Genomic DNA, 15,993 nt, shown 5'->3' on the forward strand with positions numbered 1-15,993 from the left:
CACAAGGTGCGTCGAGAGGCAGGGTGACGATCCGCAAAGCAGGCGTATTCGTCGGGAAAATAGGTGGGGCGAGGGGTGCCGATGAGCCGCCGAAGCGGCCTCAAGCAGCCGTTCTGGCGAGATGTTAAAGTGCCCGCTACTGAAAAATTCCACCGAACGTTGTCGACCGCGCAGAGCTGTGAAGCAGGGCGGCCGTCAACAGCGAACTCGCCTCAATGCCAAACACGACCTCTTCCCGCACGACCGATGCGCTCTTGCATAGCCTGTCCGTGCTGACCTCGGGCCCGCAGCGCGACGCGCTGACTACGGGCCTGCGCGGCATCGAAAGGGAAAGCCTGCGCGTGACGCACGAGGGCCAGCTCGCCTTGACGCCGCATGCGCGCGAGCTCGGCTCGGCGCTCACGCATCATTCGCTCACGACGGACTATTCCGAAGCGCTGCTCGAACTGATCACGCCGGCTGAGCACGACGTCGCGCTCACGCTGGAGAAGCTCGACACGCTGCATCGTTTTGTCTACACGGGGCTTGGCGACGAGATCCTGTGGAACAACTCCATGCCGGGCCTGCTGCCCGACAGCGATGACGGCATTCCGATCGCGCGCTATGGCAGCTCGAACATCGGCAAGCTGAAGTACGTGTATCGCATGGGCCTCGCGCTGCGTTACGGCCGCACCATGCAGTGCATTGCCGGCATCCACTACAACTATTCGCTAAACGAAGAAGTGTGGCGGCTGCTGCATGCGGACCAGCAATCCACCGCGAACGCCGTCGATTTCCAGTCCGACCGCTATCTCGCGCTGATCCGCAATTTCCGCCGCACCAACTGGCTGCTGATGTATCTGTTCGGTGCGTCGCCGGCGCTGGATCGCCGTTTTATCCGCGATCGCCAGCACTCGCTCGAAACCTTCGACGCCGACACGCTCTACCGCCCCTACGCGACCAGTCTGCGCATGAGCGACCTCGGCTACTCGAACACCACGGCGCAGGCGGCGCTGCACGCCGACTACAACACGCTGCCGGGCTATCTCGACGCGCTCGCCAAAGCCGTGAGCCAGCCGTATCCCGCCTATGAGGCGATCGGCACGCAGCGCGACGGCGAGTGGGTGCAGATCAACACGAACGTATTGCAGATCGAAAACGAGTTCTACTCGACGATCCGCCCGAAGCGCGTCACGTATCCGGGCGAGCGGCCGCTCCATGCGCTGGCCGCGCGCGGTGTGCAATACGTGGAAGTGCGTTGCATGGATATCGACCCGTTCGAGCCGACCGGCATTTCGCTGGAAACGTCACGCTTTCTTGACGCCTATCTGCTGGTCTGCGCGCTCGACGACAGCGCGCCGTTGCCTCCGGACGCCTACACTGAAGCCAATCAGAACTTCAGCCGCGTCACGATGGAAGGGCGCAAGCCCGGCCTCGAACTGACACGCGACGGTCAACCGGTCGCGATGATCGATTGGGCGAATCAATTGCTGAGCAAGATCGACGCAGCAGCGGCCGCACTCGACAGTTTGCACGGCGGCGATGCGCACGCCCGCGCCGTCGCGGTTCAGCGCGCGAAGCTGGCGGATGCGTCACTCACGCCGTCGGCGCGTGTGCTGCAGACCATGCGTGAGAAACAGCAGAGCTTCCTCGCATTCGGACTCGAGCAAAGCGAAGCGCACGCCGCCTACTTCCGGTCGCGTCCGCTGGATGCCGAGCAGATGAAGGAGTTCACCGACCTCGCTGAGCGGTCGCTCGCTGAACAGGCGAAGCTCGAGCAGGAAGAAGTCGGTTCGTTCGACGCATTTGTCGCGGCTTACCGCGCCTACACGTTGAACCGCTTCAGCGTCTGAAACCTGCGCGCGTATGCGTGTGACGAAAGAGCGGCCTACCTGGCCGCTTTTTTTATTGCGCACAGGTAACGGCTACGTCATGCGACGTACAGCCTCGAACGCTATCGGCAAATATTCCGTGCGTTCCGGCGATTCTCTGAGGCAGATGAAACACCTCCCCGGCCCCACGGTCCAAACAGATAGGACGCGTTCCACAGAGGGAGGAAGAAAGGTGATGAAAAAGACTCTGTTAGCCGTACTGTGCGTCGCGGCGGCGGGGTGTTCGACACAAGGCCAGGTCGATCCGAACGTCATGCAGATCGCAACAACGCCGTTGACGTGTTCGAACAAGGCCGAATGCGAGGTCTGGTGGCAACGGGCGCACACGTGGGTGACGAGCCACGCGACATACGCGATCGAAGCCTCGACCGACACGCTGATCCAGACTGCCGGACCCGACGGCGGCAAGCGTGCGCTGGCGTATCAGATCACACGCGCCGCGAATCCGGACGGCACCGCCACCATCGGCTTTGCCGCGCATTGCGACGGCGCGATGGGCTGCAAGCCGAATCCGTGGGAAGCCGGCGCCGACTTCAAGCAATACGTGCGGGGCGCGGCTGCAAGTGCGCCGCAGACTGGCGCCAAGCCCTCGCAGCCCGCACCGGCGACCACGCATCCGGAGGCGTCGCAAGGGCAATCGATTCCGCCAACGAATGGCGAAGCCCTGTCGCAGTGATTTCGGCGCGAATCAATGCCCCATCGACGGCCCCACACCCTTGCGCGGCTTGGTAATCCAGACCAGCATCGCGAGCACCAGAAACGCCGCGCACGAGATGCGGAAAAAATCGTTGGTGGCCATCATATAGGCCTGAGCGGTCACCACCTGGTTCAGCTGCGCGGTGAGGCCATCGCCGGAGAGCCCGATGCCGGCTAGCGCATCGGTATAAGCGTTGGTATTGGAGGAGTACACATTGACCGAGTCCGTCAGCATCGCGTGATGGTAGATCGTGTCGTTCTCCCAGTACGTCGTGCTAATGGCCGTGCCGATCGCCCCCGACAACGTTCTGAAGAAATTGGACAGTCCGGACGCACTCGCCAGCCGTTCATCCGGCACGCTTGAGAGGGTGATGGTGGTCATCGGCACGAAGAAGCACGCCACGCCGATGCCTTGGACGAGCCGCGGCCAGATCACGTGATTGAACGGCACGTCGAGCGTAAACGTCGAGTTCCAGAACGACACGAAGGCGAACACGATGAACGCAAAGCTCGCCACCACGCGCAGATTCAGCCGGTGCATGTTCTTGCCGATCATCGGCGAGAGGAACAGCGCGAGCAAACCGACCGGCGCGGTCGCAAGACCCGCCAGCCCCGCGGTGTAACCCATCACGGTTTGCAGCCAGAGCGGGAAAATCACCACCGAGCCGAAAAAGGCCATGAAGCCGAACGAGATGATCACCACGCCGAGCGCGAAGTTGCGATCTTTGAACAGCGAGAGATCGACAACCGGCTCTTTCTCCGTCATCTCCCACACCAGCATGAAGGCGATCGCCACCAGCGCAATCACCGCCAGCGTAACGATGAAGGGCGAGTTGAACCAGTCGCGATCCTTGCCGAGGTCGAGCATCATCTGCAGACACGACACGCCTGTCACGAGCAGCACCAGACCCACCGCGTCAATGCGCTGTTGAGTGATCTTCGTCTCGCGTCCGCGCAGCAGCAGAAACGCGCACACCGCCGAGAACAGGCCGATCGGCACATTGATGTAGAAAATCCACGGCCACGTGAAGTTGTCCGTAATGTAGCCGCCCATCACGGGGCCGAAGATGGGGGCGCAAATCACGGTCATTGCCCAGAGACCCAGCGCGAGGCCGCGTTTTTCCGGCGGATACGAGCGCATCAGAATGGTCTGCGAGAGCGGGACCATCGGCCCGGACACAAGCCCTTGCACCAGCCGGAATGCGATCAGCGACTCGAAGTTGTGCGCGAAACCGCATAGCGCCGAAGCGATCGTGAACAGCAGCACGGACAACGTGAACAGGCGCACTTCGCCGACGCGCCGCGCGAGCCAGCCCGTCAACGGCACGGCGATCGCCGAGGCGACCGAATACGACGAGATCACCCAGGTGCCCTGGCTGGTCGCCACACCGAGGCTGCCGGAAATGGTCGGCACTGCGACGTTCGCAATCGACGTGTCGAGCACCTCCATAAAGGTGCCGAGCGCGAGACCGACCGTCAGCAAGGCCAGCGCACCGCCTTTGAGCGAAGCCGGTTCGGCGGCGGGCAGGGCAGCGGCGGAAGCCGTGGCATTCATGGATTCTTCTCCTCAGCCGGGAAAGCTTGTCGCGGCAGCTTTATCGCATCCACTGACGGGTGCGCTTACATGCCACATCACTCTCTGCCCAGACAGATATCGTCAAACAATCATGCGCGCAAGGGCGCGCTTTCTGGCTTATTGCTCGCCGCGTTTCAGCGGCGACTCTTCGGGTAATTCGTCGGGCGATTCGTGCTGCGGCCCCACTCCGCAGGCCGCGCTTGCGCCTGCGTCGATACCGTTCGCGATGAAACGGCCGAGCAGGTCGATCAGCGTGGCGTGCTCCGCAACAGAAAACCCGCGCAACTGCTCGTTCAGGACTTCGGCACCCAGGCCGGGCAGCAGTTGCGCGGCTTCGTGGCCTTGCGGCGTCAACTCCAGCTTCACCATCCGGCGATCGGTATCGCTGCGCGTGCGCACGATAAAGCCTTTCTTTTCAAGGCGATCGAGCAGACGCGTCATTGAACCGCTGTCGTAGGACATGGCGCGCGACAGCTCGAACGGTGTGCTTGCGCGTCGCGACGAAAGCATCAGAATCACGCCAATCTGCTGCGTGGTCAGCCCCAGCGGTTTGACCGCGCGGTCCGTGCGCTCGACCAGCACATTGCGCGCTTTCGTCAGGTAGTAGCCAAGACTCGATTCGAGATCAATCTCGTCTGCCTTGTAGGGGCCATCAGTCATTGTGTTTCCAGGAACATCGTCGAGCAGAACGGATTTTAGCTGCCTAAGCAGGCAAGTCAAACTGGATTTCACGTAGAGCGAACAGCGGAAAAACAACACCGCAGCTTCATACGAGGCCAAGTATCTTGAAATTTAATTGCATAGTCAATATTATGACAGGCAACGAGTTACGCGCGATCTGCGCCACCCGAGACTATGTTCTGACCGATTGCCTGCACGCCGCGAGCGCGGCATGTACAAAGGATGTTCCCGATGCTGTACCTCAAAAACACGCTTGGCGGCCTGAGCCGCTCCCTGACCGATTCCGCACTGAACAGCTTCCAAGGCCCGCGCCGCTGGTGGAAACTCGCGTTGTTCGCCGTGTTGTTCGTGTTGCCCGGCGGATCGGTGGGCGTGGCGGTGCTGGCGTGGGTGGAGCATCGACGGGGGCAGAAGGGCGACACGCCGGCAAAGGTCAAGTCGGTGCCGGCATCGGTCCCAACGGTGAACACAGCTGTTCCGGCTATCGGCGCCGACAAACATCCAACCGCCTGCCAGGCGCGTGGCGATGCGCCTTGCCGTGCCGCGGCCGGAAAGCTTGCCCGGCAGGCGACGTCGACAGAATCGCGGGTTTAAACGGACTTACCGGCGGGCTGAGCGGCCGCCTGTCCGGTAACAGCGCGTAACCATCGCGTTATCCTCGGTAACACACCTGCATCGCTCCTCGCATTAACCTTTCGGTTTCCCGCGCCCAAGCGGGCTCATACGCTAACATGCCGGCAGACCATGATCTCGCCCGGCCGGCGGTGCCGCCATTGTCCGCACCGCGGCGTCCCGAAGGAATTCATTGCATGCAGTCTTATCGAACCGCGCGCGTGCGATCGCTTGCGCCTCGCGTCATGACTATCGCGGTGGTGGCGGCCCTCGCCACCCTGCTGAGCGCCTGTGTGGTCGGCCCCGACTACAAACGGCCGTCCGCCGAGATTCCCGCGTCGTACAAGGAAGCCGCGCCCGGCTGGAAAGTCGCCGAACCGGCCGATCAGCACGATCGCGGTAACTGGTGGAGCATTTACGAAGACCCGCAGCTCAACGCGCTCGAAGACCAGCTCAATACCGCGAATCAGACCATCGCCCAGTTCGCCGCCGCGTACCGGCAGGCACGCGCGCTGGTCGGCGAGGCACGGGCCGCCTACTTCCCGACCATCGGCGCCTCGGCGGGCGCGACGCGCTCGGGCAACGGCTCGTCCTCCGGCGGCAACTCGACCACCGCCACCAGCCGTTCCGGCGTCAACAACAGCTTCAACGTGCAGCTCGACGCCAGCTGGGAGCCGGATCTCTGGGGCTCGGTCACCCGCTCGGTCAACTCGCAGAAAGCCGGCCAGCAAAGCGCCGCCGCGGATCTGGCGAATGCACGGCTGTCCGCGCAGGCCACGCTCGCGCAAACCTACTTCTCGCTGCGCGCGCTCGATTCCACGCAAAAATTGCTCGACGACACTGTCGCGGCCTATCAGCGCTCGCTGCAGCTCACGCAAAACCAGTACGCGGCCGGCGTGGCCGCCCGCTCCGACGTGATTCAGGCGCAAACGCAATTGCAATCCGCGCAGGCAGCCGCGATCGACAACGGTATCCAGCGCGCTCAGGACGAGCACGCCATCGCCGTGCTGGTCGGCCAGCCGGCCTCGACCTTTTCGATTCCGCCTATGCCGCTCACCGCGACGCCGCCCGCCGTGCCGGCGCAGATGCCGTCCGCGCTGCTCGAACGGCGTCCGGATATCGCGTCGGCGGAACGCAAGGCCGCAGCCGCGAACGAACAGATTGGCGTCGCGATTGCCGCCTTCTTCCCGTCGCTCACGCTGTCGGCCACGGGCGGCTTCGAAAGTTCGGTGTTCTCACAGTTGCTGACCGCGCCGTCGCGCTTCTGGACGCTTGGCCCGCAACTTGCCGAAACGCTATTCGACGCCGGTCTGCGTCAGGCCAAAAATGACGCCGCCCGCGCGGCGTACGACGGTAACGTGGCGACCTACCGTCAAACGGTGCTGGCCGCATTCCAGGACGTCGAGGACAACCTCGCTTCGCAACGCATCCTCGAACAGGAAATCGTCGTGCAGCGGCAGGCGGTGGAATCCGCACGCCAGGCGCTGGCGATCGTCACGAACGAGTACAAGGCGGGCACGGTCGGCTATGTCAACGTGCTGACGGCGCAAACCACCGCTTTCACTGCCGAGCAGAAGCTCGAGAACATCGCCGGGCAGCGGATGGTCTCGTCGGTGGGTCTGGTGAAGGCGCTGGGCGGCGGCTGGGACGTGTCGCAGATGAATCGCGAAACGGGCGATGTGGCGGCGCCGGCGCCTGTGCCGGCGTCATCGCCGGTGCCCGTCGCGCAGAGCGGGGCGACGCCTCCTTCGCAGGCGCCGACGCAAAGCCAATAGGCAGCGCCACCCGTCGGGGCAAAACAAAAGAGGCATGCTCGCGGAATGCGGTCATGCCTCTTTTTTTCATGGCGCTGGCGTGCGTCGGTCCCGTACCTCAGTGTACGAACGTGAGCGCGACCGTATCCGGACCGCTTGGCCGTCCCAGAAGATTCAGCAACCCCGCGAGGTTATCGCGCGCCTCCGGCGCCGCGCTCGCCGTCCCATGAAACGACGTGGAGCCCGCCGACACCGTGCCATTGCCGGTCAGCGTGAGCGGCCCTTTGGTCGTCGTCAGATCGAGTGTGGACGAGGCGCCCTCGGCCTGAAACACCACGCGGTACGACCCCAGCGGCTTGACCAGCGAGACGCGCGAGCTGACATTGGTCAGCGTGACGGTCAGTTGCCCGAACGCTTCTCGGTTGAAGCTTCGCCAGTCGGACCACGACAGCTGCACATCGCCCTGCAGATCCAGCGTGTTGAAAGGCGCACCCAGCCCGCTCAGCAGCGACGCCGGCACGGTGATCGCGCCCGATGTGACCGTGGCGGTACGCGGTGTGGCGTCGACGGTGATCGGCTCCGGCATGGCTTCGCTCTGCCGCATGGTCATCCGCACCCGGCCGATGAAAAGCGGCCAGAATGCCGTATGCCATTCGATGCGTCCTGGCAGCAGCGTCGCGGCGCTCATGTCGGAGCCGGCGGCCAGCATCAGCGTGGCGGAGCCGTGCCAGAGCGAACCGGCCGGATCGACGAGATTGACGTGACCACGCGTCTGCCGGGCGAACTGCGGCGTAATCCACGCGGCCGGCAACAGCGTCAGCATCACGACCGCGGCCGACAGCACCGCGATCACCAGCCAGGGAAGCGCGACGCGCAAGCGCCGCATCCAGTAGCTCATGCGAATTCCTGTGACGGCGCGGTTATTTCGCGGTCGACGGCTGCAGCGATGCCGTCAGATCCACCTGGCCGTCTTCCTTGAGCGCGGTTGCGTGCGCCTCCGAGACCTGCACCTTGAACTGCTTGCGCACGTCGTCGAGCCAGTTCGTCCACGCCGGAAACGACGCGTTCTTCAACTGGATCTGCACCACGTTGCCGATCACCTGCACCTGGACCGCCGCCAGGCCGTGATCGTTGAGCGACGCGCTCAGCGCGTCCTTCAGCGCGGCACCGGTCGGCGCGACGCCTTGTGCCGCCGCCGACAGCTGACGCGCTTCGTTCGACTGCGCGGTCATCTGCGCCAGTTGCCGCTGCAAGGCGGGCAGCGACTCACGCAGATGCGCGCGGCCTTCCTGCGCCGGCGCCCACAGCACCGACCACGCGATCACCACGGCGAGGATGCCGCCGCCCCACGTCAGCAGCGTTTTTTCGCGCTCGCTGCGCTGCTCCCAGAATCCAGCCCAGGTTTGGGCGAGTTCAGCTTTCATTGTCCGTTCCTGATGGTCCACTTGCCGGTATTGCTGTCGATCGCGCCAGAGAGCCCGTTGCGCGCGAGGCGCTTGGAGAAGTCCGGATCGACCTTGATCTCAGGCTTGAAGGTGACATCGAGCCGCCGGTCGTGATAATCGAGCGCGGCGATGCCGTTGACCGGCACCGTCCCCAGCGAGCGCGCGACGCCGTCGGCGAGCGGCAGGAAGTCGTCCGGCGACAACTCGCCCGCCGCGACGCGCAACTGCTGCAACTGGCGAGACATCTGGCCGGGCGCATCGAGCACGACCGTCGTCTTGGGGAAGGTATTGAGCAGCAGCTCGGTCATCTGCGTACTGATCGCGTCGCGTTGGCGCGAGAGCATCAGCCACTGCACATTCGCGCCGACAATCGCGATCAGCAACGCGCCCACCGCGAGCAGCACCGGCAGGCGCAGACGCCTCAGCGTCGCGCGGTCGAGCCGCCACGGCTGCGAGGCGAACTCGAACTGGCACAGGTCGAAGCGGCACTCCAGCGCGCGCCGCGCGAGTTGCTCGAACGGCATTGGGCTGGCGCCGTGGATATGCGCAGCGAGGCGCGCCGGGCTATTCGTCGCGAGGCTCGGCTCGTTGCCGGGCACTTCGGTGAGCATGTGCAGCGAAACCGGCGCCGCGCCGGCCAGCGCGCCGAGCGTCGCGTTCACTGCATTGGCCGGCACGGCCAGCCCTTCGCCCTGCATGCCGCGTGCGATCGCCAATTCGACGCGCGGCACCAATCTGTCCCCGTTGGACTCGACCGCGCCTTCGAGCAGCATGACCGGTGCAGTCTGGACCACGGCGCCGAGCACGGCGGCGACCATCGGCGGCAAAGCCGCCTCGTCCGCCGCAGACGCCACCCCGCCGGCGGCATCCGCCATGACCGGCTCGCCTGCGGTGGCCAATTCCACGACTTTCGCGGATGTGCCAAGCGCAAGCGCCTGCGGCAGGCAGCGCGTGACGGGCACCGCGCGCAAGCTGCGATGGCCGGCGGCAGAGAACGATTCGCAGATAAAGCGGAACCAGCCGCGGTCGATAATCGCCAGCAGTTGCCGGCCGCCCACGGCCGGTTGCGGATCGACGGCGATGTGACAGGTCTGCGGATCCTGGATCAGTTGATCCTCGACGATATTGGGCAATGCCTGACGCAGCCGCGGGCCGCGCAACGGCGGCAGGGTGGCGGGCATCATCAGCAGGTCGCGTGCGGCGACCATCAGCACCGTGGTCGAGGCGCGCGGCAGCAGCGCGAGCGCCGAGCGGCCGGCGCGCTGGGTGCGGCCCGACTTGTCGAGCAGCAGAAACGGCAGCTCGGGCAGTTGCCATTCCTGCGATGGCACCGCCGGATCACGCGGCGGCAGTAGAACGATCAGCGTGCTCAAAGGCCACTCTCTCTGGGAAAGGCGTTATTCATAGTTGGTCTTGTACCCGCACGATACGCGTAGTGTGCGTCAATGCGTCGCGATAGACGAGTGTTGTGCGGTCCACCTCGGCGCGTTCGTGCTGCACGCGGCCATGGATGAGGAAATAACTCGTGTTGACGTCGAGTTCGCTTTGATCGAACGGGATCGATTGCCCGGCGCCGCGCAACGCGAGCTGGATGTCGCCGGCGTTGCGGAAAAACACGGTCTGCCGGCGCGCGACGAGGGCCTGCGCAGCCGACAGGCTCATGCCCGGCACGACTGCCGCGATCACCTCGGCGGAGGCCGTATTCGCGTTGATCGGCGTGACGGTCGGCAAGACGGTCACGAACGGCCGCAGGTGCGCGACGATTTCCGGCGTATAACCCGGAATATCGAGCAGCGAGTCCACGCTGGTCAATTGAAGCGGCGCATGCGCCGAGCTGTCGTCGCCTTCTTCGAGACCGGGCTTGTCGGTGAAGCTGCTGCCGCCGATGGCGCCACCCTGAATCGACGGGGCCGCTGTCGTGCCGTTCGCGGACGTGACGGTCTGAAAGCGGGTTGCCGATTGCGCGAGGCTCGCGCGAACCTGAACGGCGGTGGTTTTTGCCAGCTGGCTGTTCACGCCGAGGGAGACGAGCAGGCGCTGGTAGTTGCCGATCTGATCCGTGTCCAGTTGAAGGACGCCGGGCGCGGGGCTCGAGACGAGATTGCGCAGGTTGAATTTTGCCTGGGCGTCTTCGATCGAGCCTGAGAGGTAGGTTGCTGCGCCTTCCTCTGCGCGGACTTCGCCGATTTGTCCCAGGAAATCTGATAGGCGTGTTTTGGCGATGGGGACGCCCCATAGGCCGCCCAGGTACGTGATGCCTGCTGATGTGTCGCCCTCCGAGCGGAGGATCAGGCGCGTCCAGTCGAGGGCGCCGCGGGCCACCCATTGCGCCTGGGAGAGGAGGCGCTGGTTTTCGATTCTTCTTATTTGGACTTGTTGGCGCCAGAGCATGCCCGAGACCAATATTGCTGAGAGGGCTACTACCAGTAGGGCGCTGATGATGGCGACGCCAGACTGGGTTTTTTGTTTTCCCCGGGTGTTGGTGGCCTCTCCTTGAATTCGCGGCGGTCCACTTTTGATGTTGGCCTTTCCTTGAATTCGCGGTGGTCTATTAGCGTTGCCCCTGTGCGGGGCGGCACCTACTTTCTTTGCCGCGGCAAAGAAAGTAGGCAAAGAAAGCCGCTTCACACCGCTAACTCTTAAGCGAGTCCCCTGGCTTGGAGGGGGTAGTGGTGCATCTGGAATCCGTGCCCCCGCGCACTCCGCGTTCGTGACAAAGCAGTCATCCTTCCCGTCTTGCACTACGTGCTCGCCGGAACGGTCTGTCTCAAACCCCAGTGGCTTCGCTTGGGGGCGGTGGGGGTATTCGGATGTACCCTTCGGCGCGCGCAGCGCCGCCGGAGCGGATGACTGCCTGGTCACTACCGGTTGTTGAGCGAGGGAATGTGCGTTGATCGCGCCACTACCGTGGCTGTGCGAGGAGCCCGCTTGTACGTTAGCGGTGTGAAGCGGCTTTCTTTGCTTACTTTCTTTGCCGCGGCAAAGAAAGTAAGTGCCGCCCCGCACAGGGGCAACGCTAATCGACCGCCATGAACTCAAGGAAAGGCCAACACGAGAATAAGACCACCGTGAATTCAAGGAAAGGCCAACACCAAGGTTAGCCCACCGAGAACCCAAAAAAAACCCAACCCTAGACGGAGAAAAAAAAGAAGCGATCATTTCACTCTCCGACGAGAAAAACCCGAGTAACAGGCCGCGCCAGCGACTTAGCCCCAATACTCAACTCCAACCCCGTCACCGACCGCGGCAGCGGCGCACTCCCCAGCTGCGGGACCTTCAGATTATTGTCCGCCTCCGTAATCGCGCTCTGCACATCGCCCATCTGCGTCGTCCACCCCACCTTCGGCACATAAACCCGCGCCGAAATCGCGCCGACACCTCCCATCAAGGGCACAGCCGTCCACGCACTGCCTTCGCCGCCTCGCAGCGCCCCCCGCAACTCACCCACATTGCCAAGCGGCGGCGACGCATACCGAATCACCCGCCCGTCGGCCACGCGATAACGCACTACCTGCAAACGCGGCGCCGTGCCCGGCAAGTTGATCTGCCGCACGATCTGCAACACGCTGCCAGACACGGATATCGCCGCCTGCCCAGCCTCGTCGTCCGTGGCGGCCTGGCGGGCGTCGATCCGCATCTGGTCGAACAACTGCGCGAAGACACGTTCATCTTCCATCGCGTTCGTGATGGTCTGCCGGCCGCGAATGATCTGGTCAAGCCCACGCCACGACAGCACGGCAATCACCGCCAGAATCGCAATCGCCACCAGCAATTCGATCAGCGTAAAACCACGCGCGCCCGAGCGGCGCCGGCGCTCAGAGCGAACGGTTGGTTTCATTCGCGACCACCGTCACCATCTGGGCGAGATTGCCGGACCGCCCCGGCCTCGTCACCATCACTTCCACTCGACGAAACAACGGATTCGGCGTTGCCGTCACGTGCTCGGTGCAGAGCAGCTGCAAATTGCCCTGCGAACAATCGAAACTCGTCGTGCCCACATTCGGCCAGCCATGCGTCAGACGTAATTGCGCAAGCGCATTGTCCGCGCTCCAGCCGGCTAGCAAGCGCTGGTGCAGATCAGCCTCGCCGCTCGCAAGACTGCCCACCGCGCGCAACGACGCCGCCAGCGCCACCGCGATAATCGCCAGCGCCACCAGCACCTCGATCATCGTAAATCCGCCCTGCGCGCCGTGGCCATTTGCGCGAGCCGCCTTGCTCCTGCAACGACGCATCTCAGTGCACCTCGTAGCGGCCATTGCCGGTGCCGACAATCGTCGCGCGCCCGGCGGCTGAAAACAGCGTGATCTGCACCGGTACGTCGATCGCCTCGGTGCCGAATACGACTCGGCTCGGTTGCGAATCCGAACCCGGATAGTTGATCGTCACGCCGGTCACGCCGCCTTCCCAGTTGCGAGGCCCAAGCAGGTCGTCACGCAGCGGACGCCAGCCGTCTTCGGTACGCATATCGAAACGAAAACCGCCTTCGAGCGGTTGCCACGCAATCGGCCGCGCGCGCACCTGCGCTTCGTCGCCGGCCGATTCGAACAGCAGCGCGAGACGCTGCGCCTCTTCGTTCAGATCAGTGCGCGGATTGCGCGTCATGGTCAGCGCCGTCACCGATACCAGAATGCCCGCAATCACCAGCACGACCAGCATTTCCAGCAGCGTGAAACCCGCGGCGCGTCGCAAGCCGCTGCGCAGCGTCACGCGTGGGCGCGCGCCGGCACGCGCCGCGCACGGCAGCGCGGCCGTACTCGGAGCGTCCACACGGGACTTGCAAGCGGACAGTCGCATAGTGCCGGCCACGAACGATCAACCAGAAATCAGACAACGATGCATCGACAGGAACGCGCGGGATTCACCAGACAAACGGAACGAACCCGCCGCGCGCATGAACATCAACGGATCTTCAGCGATCTATTGCCACGAACCAATGTCGGCGTCGTTGCCTTCGCCGCCCGGCTTGCCGTCCGCGCCGTAACTGAACACGTCGATCTCGCCGTGCACGCCAGGATTCAGATACTGGTACGAGTTACCCCACGGGTCGTTCGGCAGGCGCTCGAGGTAGCCACCGTCTTTCCAGTTATTCGGCACCGGATCCGTGGTCGGCTTTTCGATCAGCGCGCGCAGGCCTTGCTCCTGCGTCGGATAACGGCCGTTGTCGAGACGGTAGAGCTTCAAAGCCTGCATCATCGTGCCGATGTCCTGCTTGGCGGCCACGCGCCTCGCTTCGTCGGGACGGCTCATGATTTTCGGTACGATCAACGCGGCCAGAATGCCCAGAATCGCGATCACGACCATGATTTCAATCAGCGTGAAACCTCGCTGACGACGGCTGCGCGAACCCGCGATTTCATAACGGCGAGTGGTCCACAGTTGCATAGCTTGCTACCTCTTTTCAGGTGAAATTTTCGACTGGGCGGAATTCGCATGCCGGCACTCGAAGTGCCATTGAACACGCCCGACCGGTCATTTTAATGTCATGCAGCTGGGGGCTCGTGAGAAAACGCTGGGCCGCCCCAAGTTTGCTCCCCCCTCGGGGGGCCTGGCGCGAAGCGCCTGGTTAGGGAGCACTTTCCCTCAACGCAATTTTCACAATAGTCCGTACAATAAAGCCCATGAACGCCATCCAAATCCGCCTTCTGTCGCTCGCGCTGTTCGCCGTGTTCTGCGCGACGCTGACCTACTGGGTCATCACGCTCGGCACGACGTCCGCCGCGCCGTTGCCCGCGGCCGCCGCGCACGCGCAGGTCTCGACCGATCAGGCCGCCACGCTGTTTGGCGGCCAGCTCACGCGCAGCGCCAATCAGGACGTGCGTCTGTTCGGCATCCTCGCTTTGCGGGAAGGCGCTGCAGCCATCGTCAGCGTGGGCGGCGAACCGCCGCGTGCCGTGTCGATCGGCAGCGCGCTGATGCAAGGCGCCAAACTCTCCGAAGTTCGCGCCCGTTCGATCATCATCGACCGCAACGGCGCGCATTCCGAAGTATTCCTGCCGGCCAATGCCGCAGGTCCTACGATCTACGTGCGCTAAAGCAGTCAATCCACTGCCCGCCGGCTGCATCACATTGCGCGTCAACCCCGCCGGCAGCCACCACAGGTGGCCGCGGGGGTGACTGCGCAAACCGCCGCGCTCCGCCTTACTGCACCAGGTTATTCAACTCGATGATCGGCAGCATCACCGCCAGCACGATCACCAGCACCACGCCCCCCATCGCCAGAATCAGCAGCGGCTCGAGCAGGCTCGTCAGGAACATCGTGCGGCGCTCCAACTCGCGCGCTTCGCCGTCGGCCGCGCGGTCGAGCATGGTCGTCACGTCGCCGGTCGCTTCACCGGAACGGATCAGGTGGACCAGCACGGGCGGGAATGTCTTCGTATTGCCGAGCGCGCGCGATAGCGACGTGCCTTCGCGCACGCGCACGATCGCGTCGTCGATATTGCCGCGCATGGCGTTGTTGCTGAGCGTCTCGGCGGCGGCCTGCAGCGCGCGCAGAATCGGCACGCCGGCTGCAGTCAGGATGCCCAGCGTGCTGGCAAAGCGCACGGTGTTGTAGCCCCGCACGAGTTTGCCGAGCAGCGGCGCGGTCAGCAGCCACCGGTCGAAAGCGAGACGCGGGCCGGCCTGCTTGAGCGTCGAGCGCACCAGATACGCCAGCACGGCCACGCCGATCAGCACCGCCCACCACCAGTTCCGCACGAATCCGGACAGCGCCATCATCATGATGGTCAGGAAGGGCAGTTGCTGCTTGGTGCTGGCGAATACATTCACCACCTGCGGCACCACGTAGCTCAACAGAAACGTGACGATACCGAACGCGATGATCGTGACGATGGTCGGGTACGTGAACGCGAGCACGATCTTCTGCTTCAGCGCGTTGCGTTGCTCGATGTAGTCGGCAAGGCGCGAGAGCACCAGACCGAGCTTGCCGGTATGTTCGCCGGCCGCGACCAGCGCGCGATAAATCTCGGGGAAGTCTTTGGGGTGCTGCGTCAGCGCATTGGCCAGCGAATGCCCGCCGAGCACTTCCGCGCGAATCGACGCCATCAGTTCGCGAATGTAATCGCGCTCCGACTGCTCGGTGAGCACGGCAAGCGCCTCGTCGAGCGGCAAGCCGGCAATCAGCAGGCTGGCCAGCTGCCGCGTGAGGATCGCCTGCTCACGTTGCGACAAACGCCGCCCCAGCGACAGGCGCTGGTTGCGCTCGCCGCGCGTGCGCGTGGCCGCCGGTTCCACGACGAGCGGCGTCAGGCCTTGCGAACGCAGGTTGGTCCGCGCGCCGCGCGCGCTGTCCGCGTCGAGCACGCCTTTTTGCGCCTTGCCCGCCGCGTCGATCGCTTCGAAACGAAATGCCGGCATGC

General features: G+C 64.1%; 16 protein-coding genes. 5 read left to right on the forward strand and 11 right to left on the reverse strand.

Features of this window, described 5'->3' with window-relative positions:
* The first annotated feature begins 215 nt into the window (after positions 1-215).
* Positions 216-1,832, forward strand: coding sequence for a glutamate--cysteine ligase (gene gshA / locus A6V37_RS09380; protein WP_064285935.1), 1,617 nt, complete (start codon positions 216-218; stop codon positions 1,830-1,832).
* Positions 1,833-2,046: 214 nt separating this feature from the next.
* Positions 2,047-2,547 carry a hypothetical protein gene (locus A6V37_RS09385; RefSeq protein WP_064266980.1) on the forward strand — a complete coding sequence of 167 codons (501 nt, stop codon included), beginning with the start codon at positions 2,047-2,049 and terminating at the stop codon, positions 2,545-2,547.
* A 12-nt stretch (positions 2,548-2,559) separates the two neighbouring features.
* On the opposite strand, the gene A6V37_RS09390 is transcribed toward A6V37_RS09385, so the two are convergent.
* Complete coding sequence (locus tag A6V37_RS09390; RefSeq protein ID WP_064266981.1) at positions 2,560-4,122, reverse strand: DHA2 family efflux MFS transporter permease subunit; 1,563 nt, start codon at positions 4,120-4,122, stop codon at positions 2,560-2,562.
* A 138-nt stretch (positions 4,123-4,260) separates the two neighbouring features.
* Positions 4,261-4,803 carry a MarR family winged helix-turn-helix transcriptional regulator gene (locus A6V37_RS09395; RefSeq protein WP_064266982.1) on the reverse strand — a complete coding sequence of 181 codons (543 nt, stop codon included), beginning with the start codon at positions 4,801-4,803 and terminating at the stop codon, positions 4,261-4,263.
* Positions 4,804-5,055: 252 nt separating this feature from the next.
* Here A6V37_RS09395 and A6V37_RS09400 point away from each other — a divergent pair, with 252 nt between their 5' ends.
* On the forward strand, positions 5,056-5,418 hold the full coding sequence (locus A6V37_RS09400) for a hypothetical protein (RefSeq protein ID WP_064266983.1): 363 nt from the start codon (positions 5,056-5,058) through the stop codon (positions 5,416-5,418).
* Between the two features lie 215 nt (positions 5,419-5,633).
* A complete protein-coding gene (locus tag A6V37_RS09405) occupies positions 5,634-7,211 on the forward strand; it encodes an efflux transporter outer membrane subunit (protein ID WP_064285936.1) in 1,578 nt (525 codons plus the stop codon).
* Positions 7,212-7,308: 97 nt separating this feature from the next.
* Here the strand turns inward: A6V37_RS09405 and A6V37_RS09410 are convergent, their stop codons facing one another.
* The 8 genes from A6V37_RS09410 to gspG form a co-directional block, all read right to left on the reverse strand.
* Positions 7,309-8,088: a type II secretion system protein N gene (locus tag A6V37_RS09410; RefSeq protein ID WP_064266985.1), complete on the reverse strand. Its 780-nt coding sequence runs from the start codon at positions 8,086-8,088 to the stop codon at positions 7,309-7,311.
* A 22-nt stretch (positions 8,089-8,110) separates the two neighbouring features.
* Complete coding sequence (locus A6V37_RS09415; protein ID WP_064266986.1) at positions 8,111-8,614, reverse strand: type II secretion system protein M; 504 nt, start codon at positions 8,612-8,614, stop codon at positions 8,111-8,113.
* Positions 8,611-10,008, reverse strand: a complete 1,398-nt coding sequence (gspL, locus tag A6V37_RS09420; protein ID WP_064266987.1) for a type II secretion system protein GspL — start codon at positions 10,006-10,008, stop codon at positions 8,611-8,613. The genes A6V37_RS09415 and gspL overlap by 4 nt, the downstream gene beginning before the upstream one ends.
* A gap of 28 nt (positions 10,009-10,036) precedes the next feature.
* Positions 10,037-11,134: a type II secretion system minor pseudopilin GspK gene (gspK, locus tag A6V37_RS09425; RefSeq protein ID WP_064267195.1), complete on the reverse strand. Its 1,098-nt coding sequence runs from the start codon at positions 11,132-11,134 to the stop codon at positions 10,037-10,039.
* A 661-nt stretch (positions 11,135-11,795) separates the two neighbouring features.
* Positions 11,796-12,473, reverse strand: coding sequence for a PulJ/GspJ family protein (locus A6V37_RS09430; RefSeq protein ID WP_064266988.1), 678 nt, complete (start codon positions 12,471-12,473; stop codon positions 11,796-11,798).
* The gene (gene gspI / locus A6V37_RS09435) at positions 12,451-12,867 is read right to left on the reverse strand and encodes a type II secretion system minor pseudopilin GspI (RefSeq protein WP_064266989.1); all 417 of its coding nucleotides are present in this window, start codon (positions 12,865-12,867) and stop codon (positions 12,451-12,453) included. The genes A6V37_RS09430 and gspI overlap by 23 nt, the downstream gene beginning before the upstream one ends.
* A 1-nt stretch (position 12,868) precedes the next feature.
* On the reverse strand, positions 12,869-13,429 hold the full coding sequence (locus tag A6V37_RS09440) for a GspH/FimT family pseudopilin (RefSeq protein ID WP_075643443.1): 561 nt from the start codon (positions 13,427-13,429) through the stop codon (positions 12,869-12,871).
* Between the two features lie 123 nt (positions 13,430-13,552).
* A complete protein-coding gene (gspG, locus tag A6V37_RS09445; RefSeq protein ID WP_064266990.1) occupies positions 13,553-14,017 on the reverse strand; it encodes a type II secretion system major pseudopilin GspG in 465 nt (154 codons plus the stop codon).
* A 236-nt stretch (positions 14,018-14,253) separates the two neighbouring features.
* Between gspG and A6V37_RS09450 the strand changes: the two genes are divergently transcribed.
* Positions 14,254-14,667, forward strand: coding sequence for a type II secretion system protein N (locus A6V37_RS09450; RefSeq protein ID WP_064266991.1), 414 nt, complete (start codon positions 14,254-14,256; stop codon positions 14,665-14,667).
* A gap of 106 nt (positions 14,668-14,773) precedes the next feature.
* Here A6V37_RS09450 and gspF read toward each other — a convergent pair whose 3' ends face one another.
* Complete coding sequence (gene gspF / locus A6V37_RS09455) at positions 14,774-15,991, reverse strand: type II secretion system inner membrane protein GspF (protein WP_064266992.1); 1,218 nt, start codon at positions 15,989-15,991, stop codon at positions 14,774-14,776.
* Positions 15,992-15,993 lie beyond the last annotated feature (2 nt).

The organism is Paraburkholderia ginsengiterrae, from assembly GCF_001645125.1.
In the GTDB taxonomy this organism is placed as follows: Bacteria; Pseudomonadota; Gammaproteobacteria; order Burkholderiales; family Burkholderiaceae; genus Paraburkholderia; species Paraburkholderia ginsengiterrae.

What these genes read in the sequence shown, in the direction of transcription:
- gshA (WP_064285935.1), top strand. Translation starts at nt 216, where the DNA reads ATGCCAAACACGACCTCTTCCCGCACGACCGATGCGCTCTTGCATAGC.
- A6V37_RS09385 (WP_064266980.1), top strand. Translation starts at nt 2,047, where the DNA reads ATGAAAAAGACTCTGTTAGCCGTACTGTGCGTCGCGGCGGCGGGGTGT.
- A6V37_RS09390 (WP_064266981.1), bottom strand. Translation starts at nt 4,122, where the DNA reads ATGAATGCCACGGCTTCCGCCGCTGCCCTGCCCGCCGCCGAACCGGCT.
- A6V37_RS09395 (WP_064266982.1), bottom strand. Translation starts at nt 4,803, where the DNA reads ATGACTGATGGCCCCTACAAGGCAGACGAGATTGATCTCGAATCGAGT.
- A6V37_RS09400 (WP_064266983.1), top strand. Translation starts at nt 5,056, where the DNA reads ATGCTGTACCTCAAAAACACGCTTGGCGGCCTGAGCCGCTCCCTGACC.
- A6V37_RS09405 (WP_064285936.1), top strand. Translation starts at nt 5,634, where the DNA reads ATGCAGTCTTATCGAACCGCGCGCGTGCGATCGCTTGCGCCTCGCGTC.
- A6V37_RS09410 (WP_064266985.1), bottom strand. Translation starts at nt 8,088, where the DNA reads ATGAGCTACTGGATGCGGCGCTTGCGCGTCGCGCTTCCCTGGCTGGTG.
- A6V37_RS09415 (WP_064266986.1), bottom strand. Translation starts at nt 8,614, where the DNA reads ATGAAAGCTGAACTCGCCCAAACCTGGGCTGGATTCTGGGAGCAGCGC.
- A6V37_RS09430 (WP_064266988.1), bottom strand. Translation starts at nt 12,473, where the DNA reads ATGAAACCAACCGTTCGCTCTGAGCGCCGGCGCCGCTCGGGCGCGCGT.
- gspI (WP_064266989.1), bottom strand. Translation starts at nt 12,867, where the DNA reads ATGCGTCGTTGCAGGAGCAAGGCGGCTCGCGCAAATGGCCACGGCGCG.
- A6V37_RS09440 (WP_075643443.1), bottom strand. Translation starts at nt 13,429, where the DNA reads ATGCGACTGTCCGCTTGCAAGTCCCGTGTGGACGCTCCGAGTACGGCC.
- gspG (WP_064266990.1), bottom strand. Translation starts at nt 14,017, where the DNA reads ATGCAACTGTGGACCACTCGCCGTTATGAAATCGCGGGTTCGCGCAGC.
- A6V37_RS09450 (WP_064266991.1), top strand. Translation starts at nt 14,254, where the DNA reads ATGAACGCCATCCAAATCCGCCTTCTGTCGCTCGCGCTGTTCGCCGTG.
- gspF (WP_064266992.1), bottom strand. Translation starts at nt 15,991, where the DNA reads ATGCCGGCATTTCGTTTCGAAGCGATCGACGCGGCGGGCAAGGCGCAA.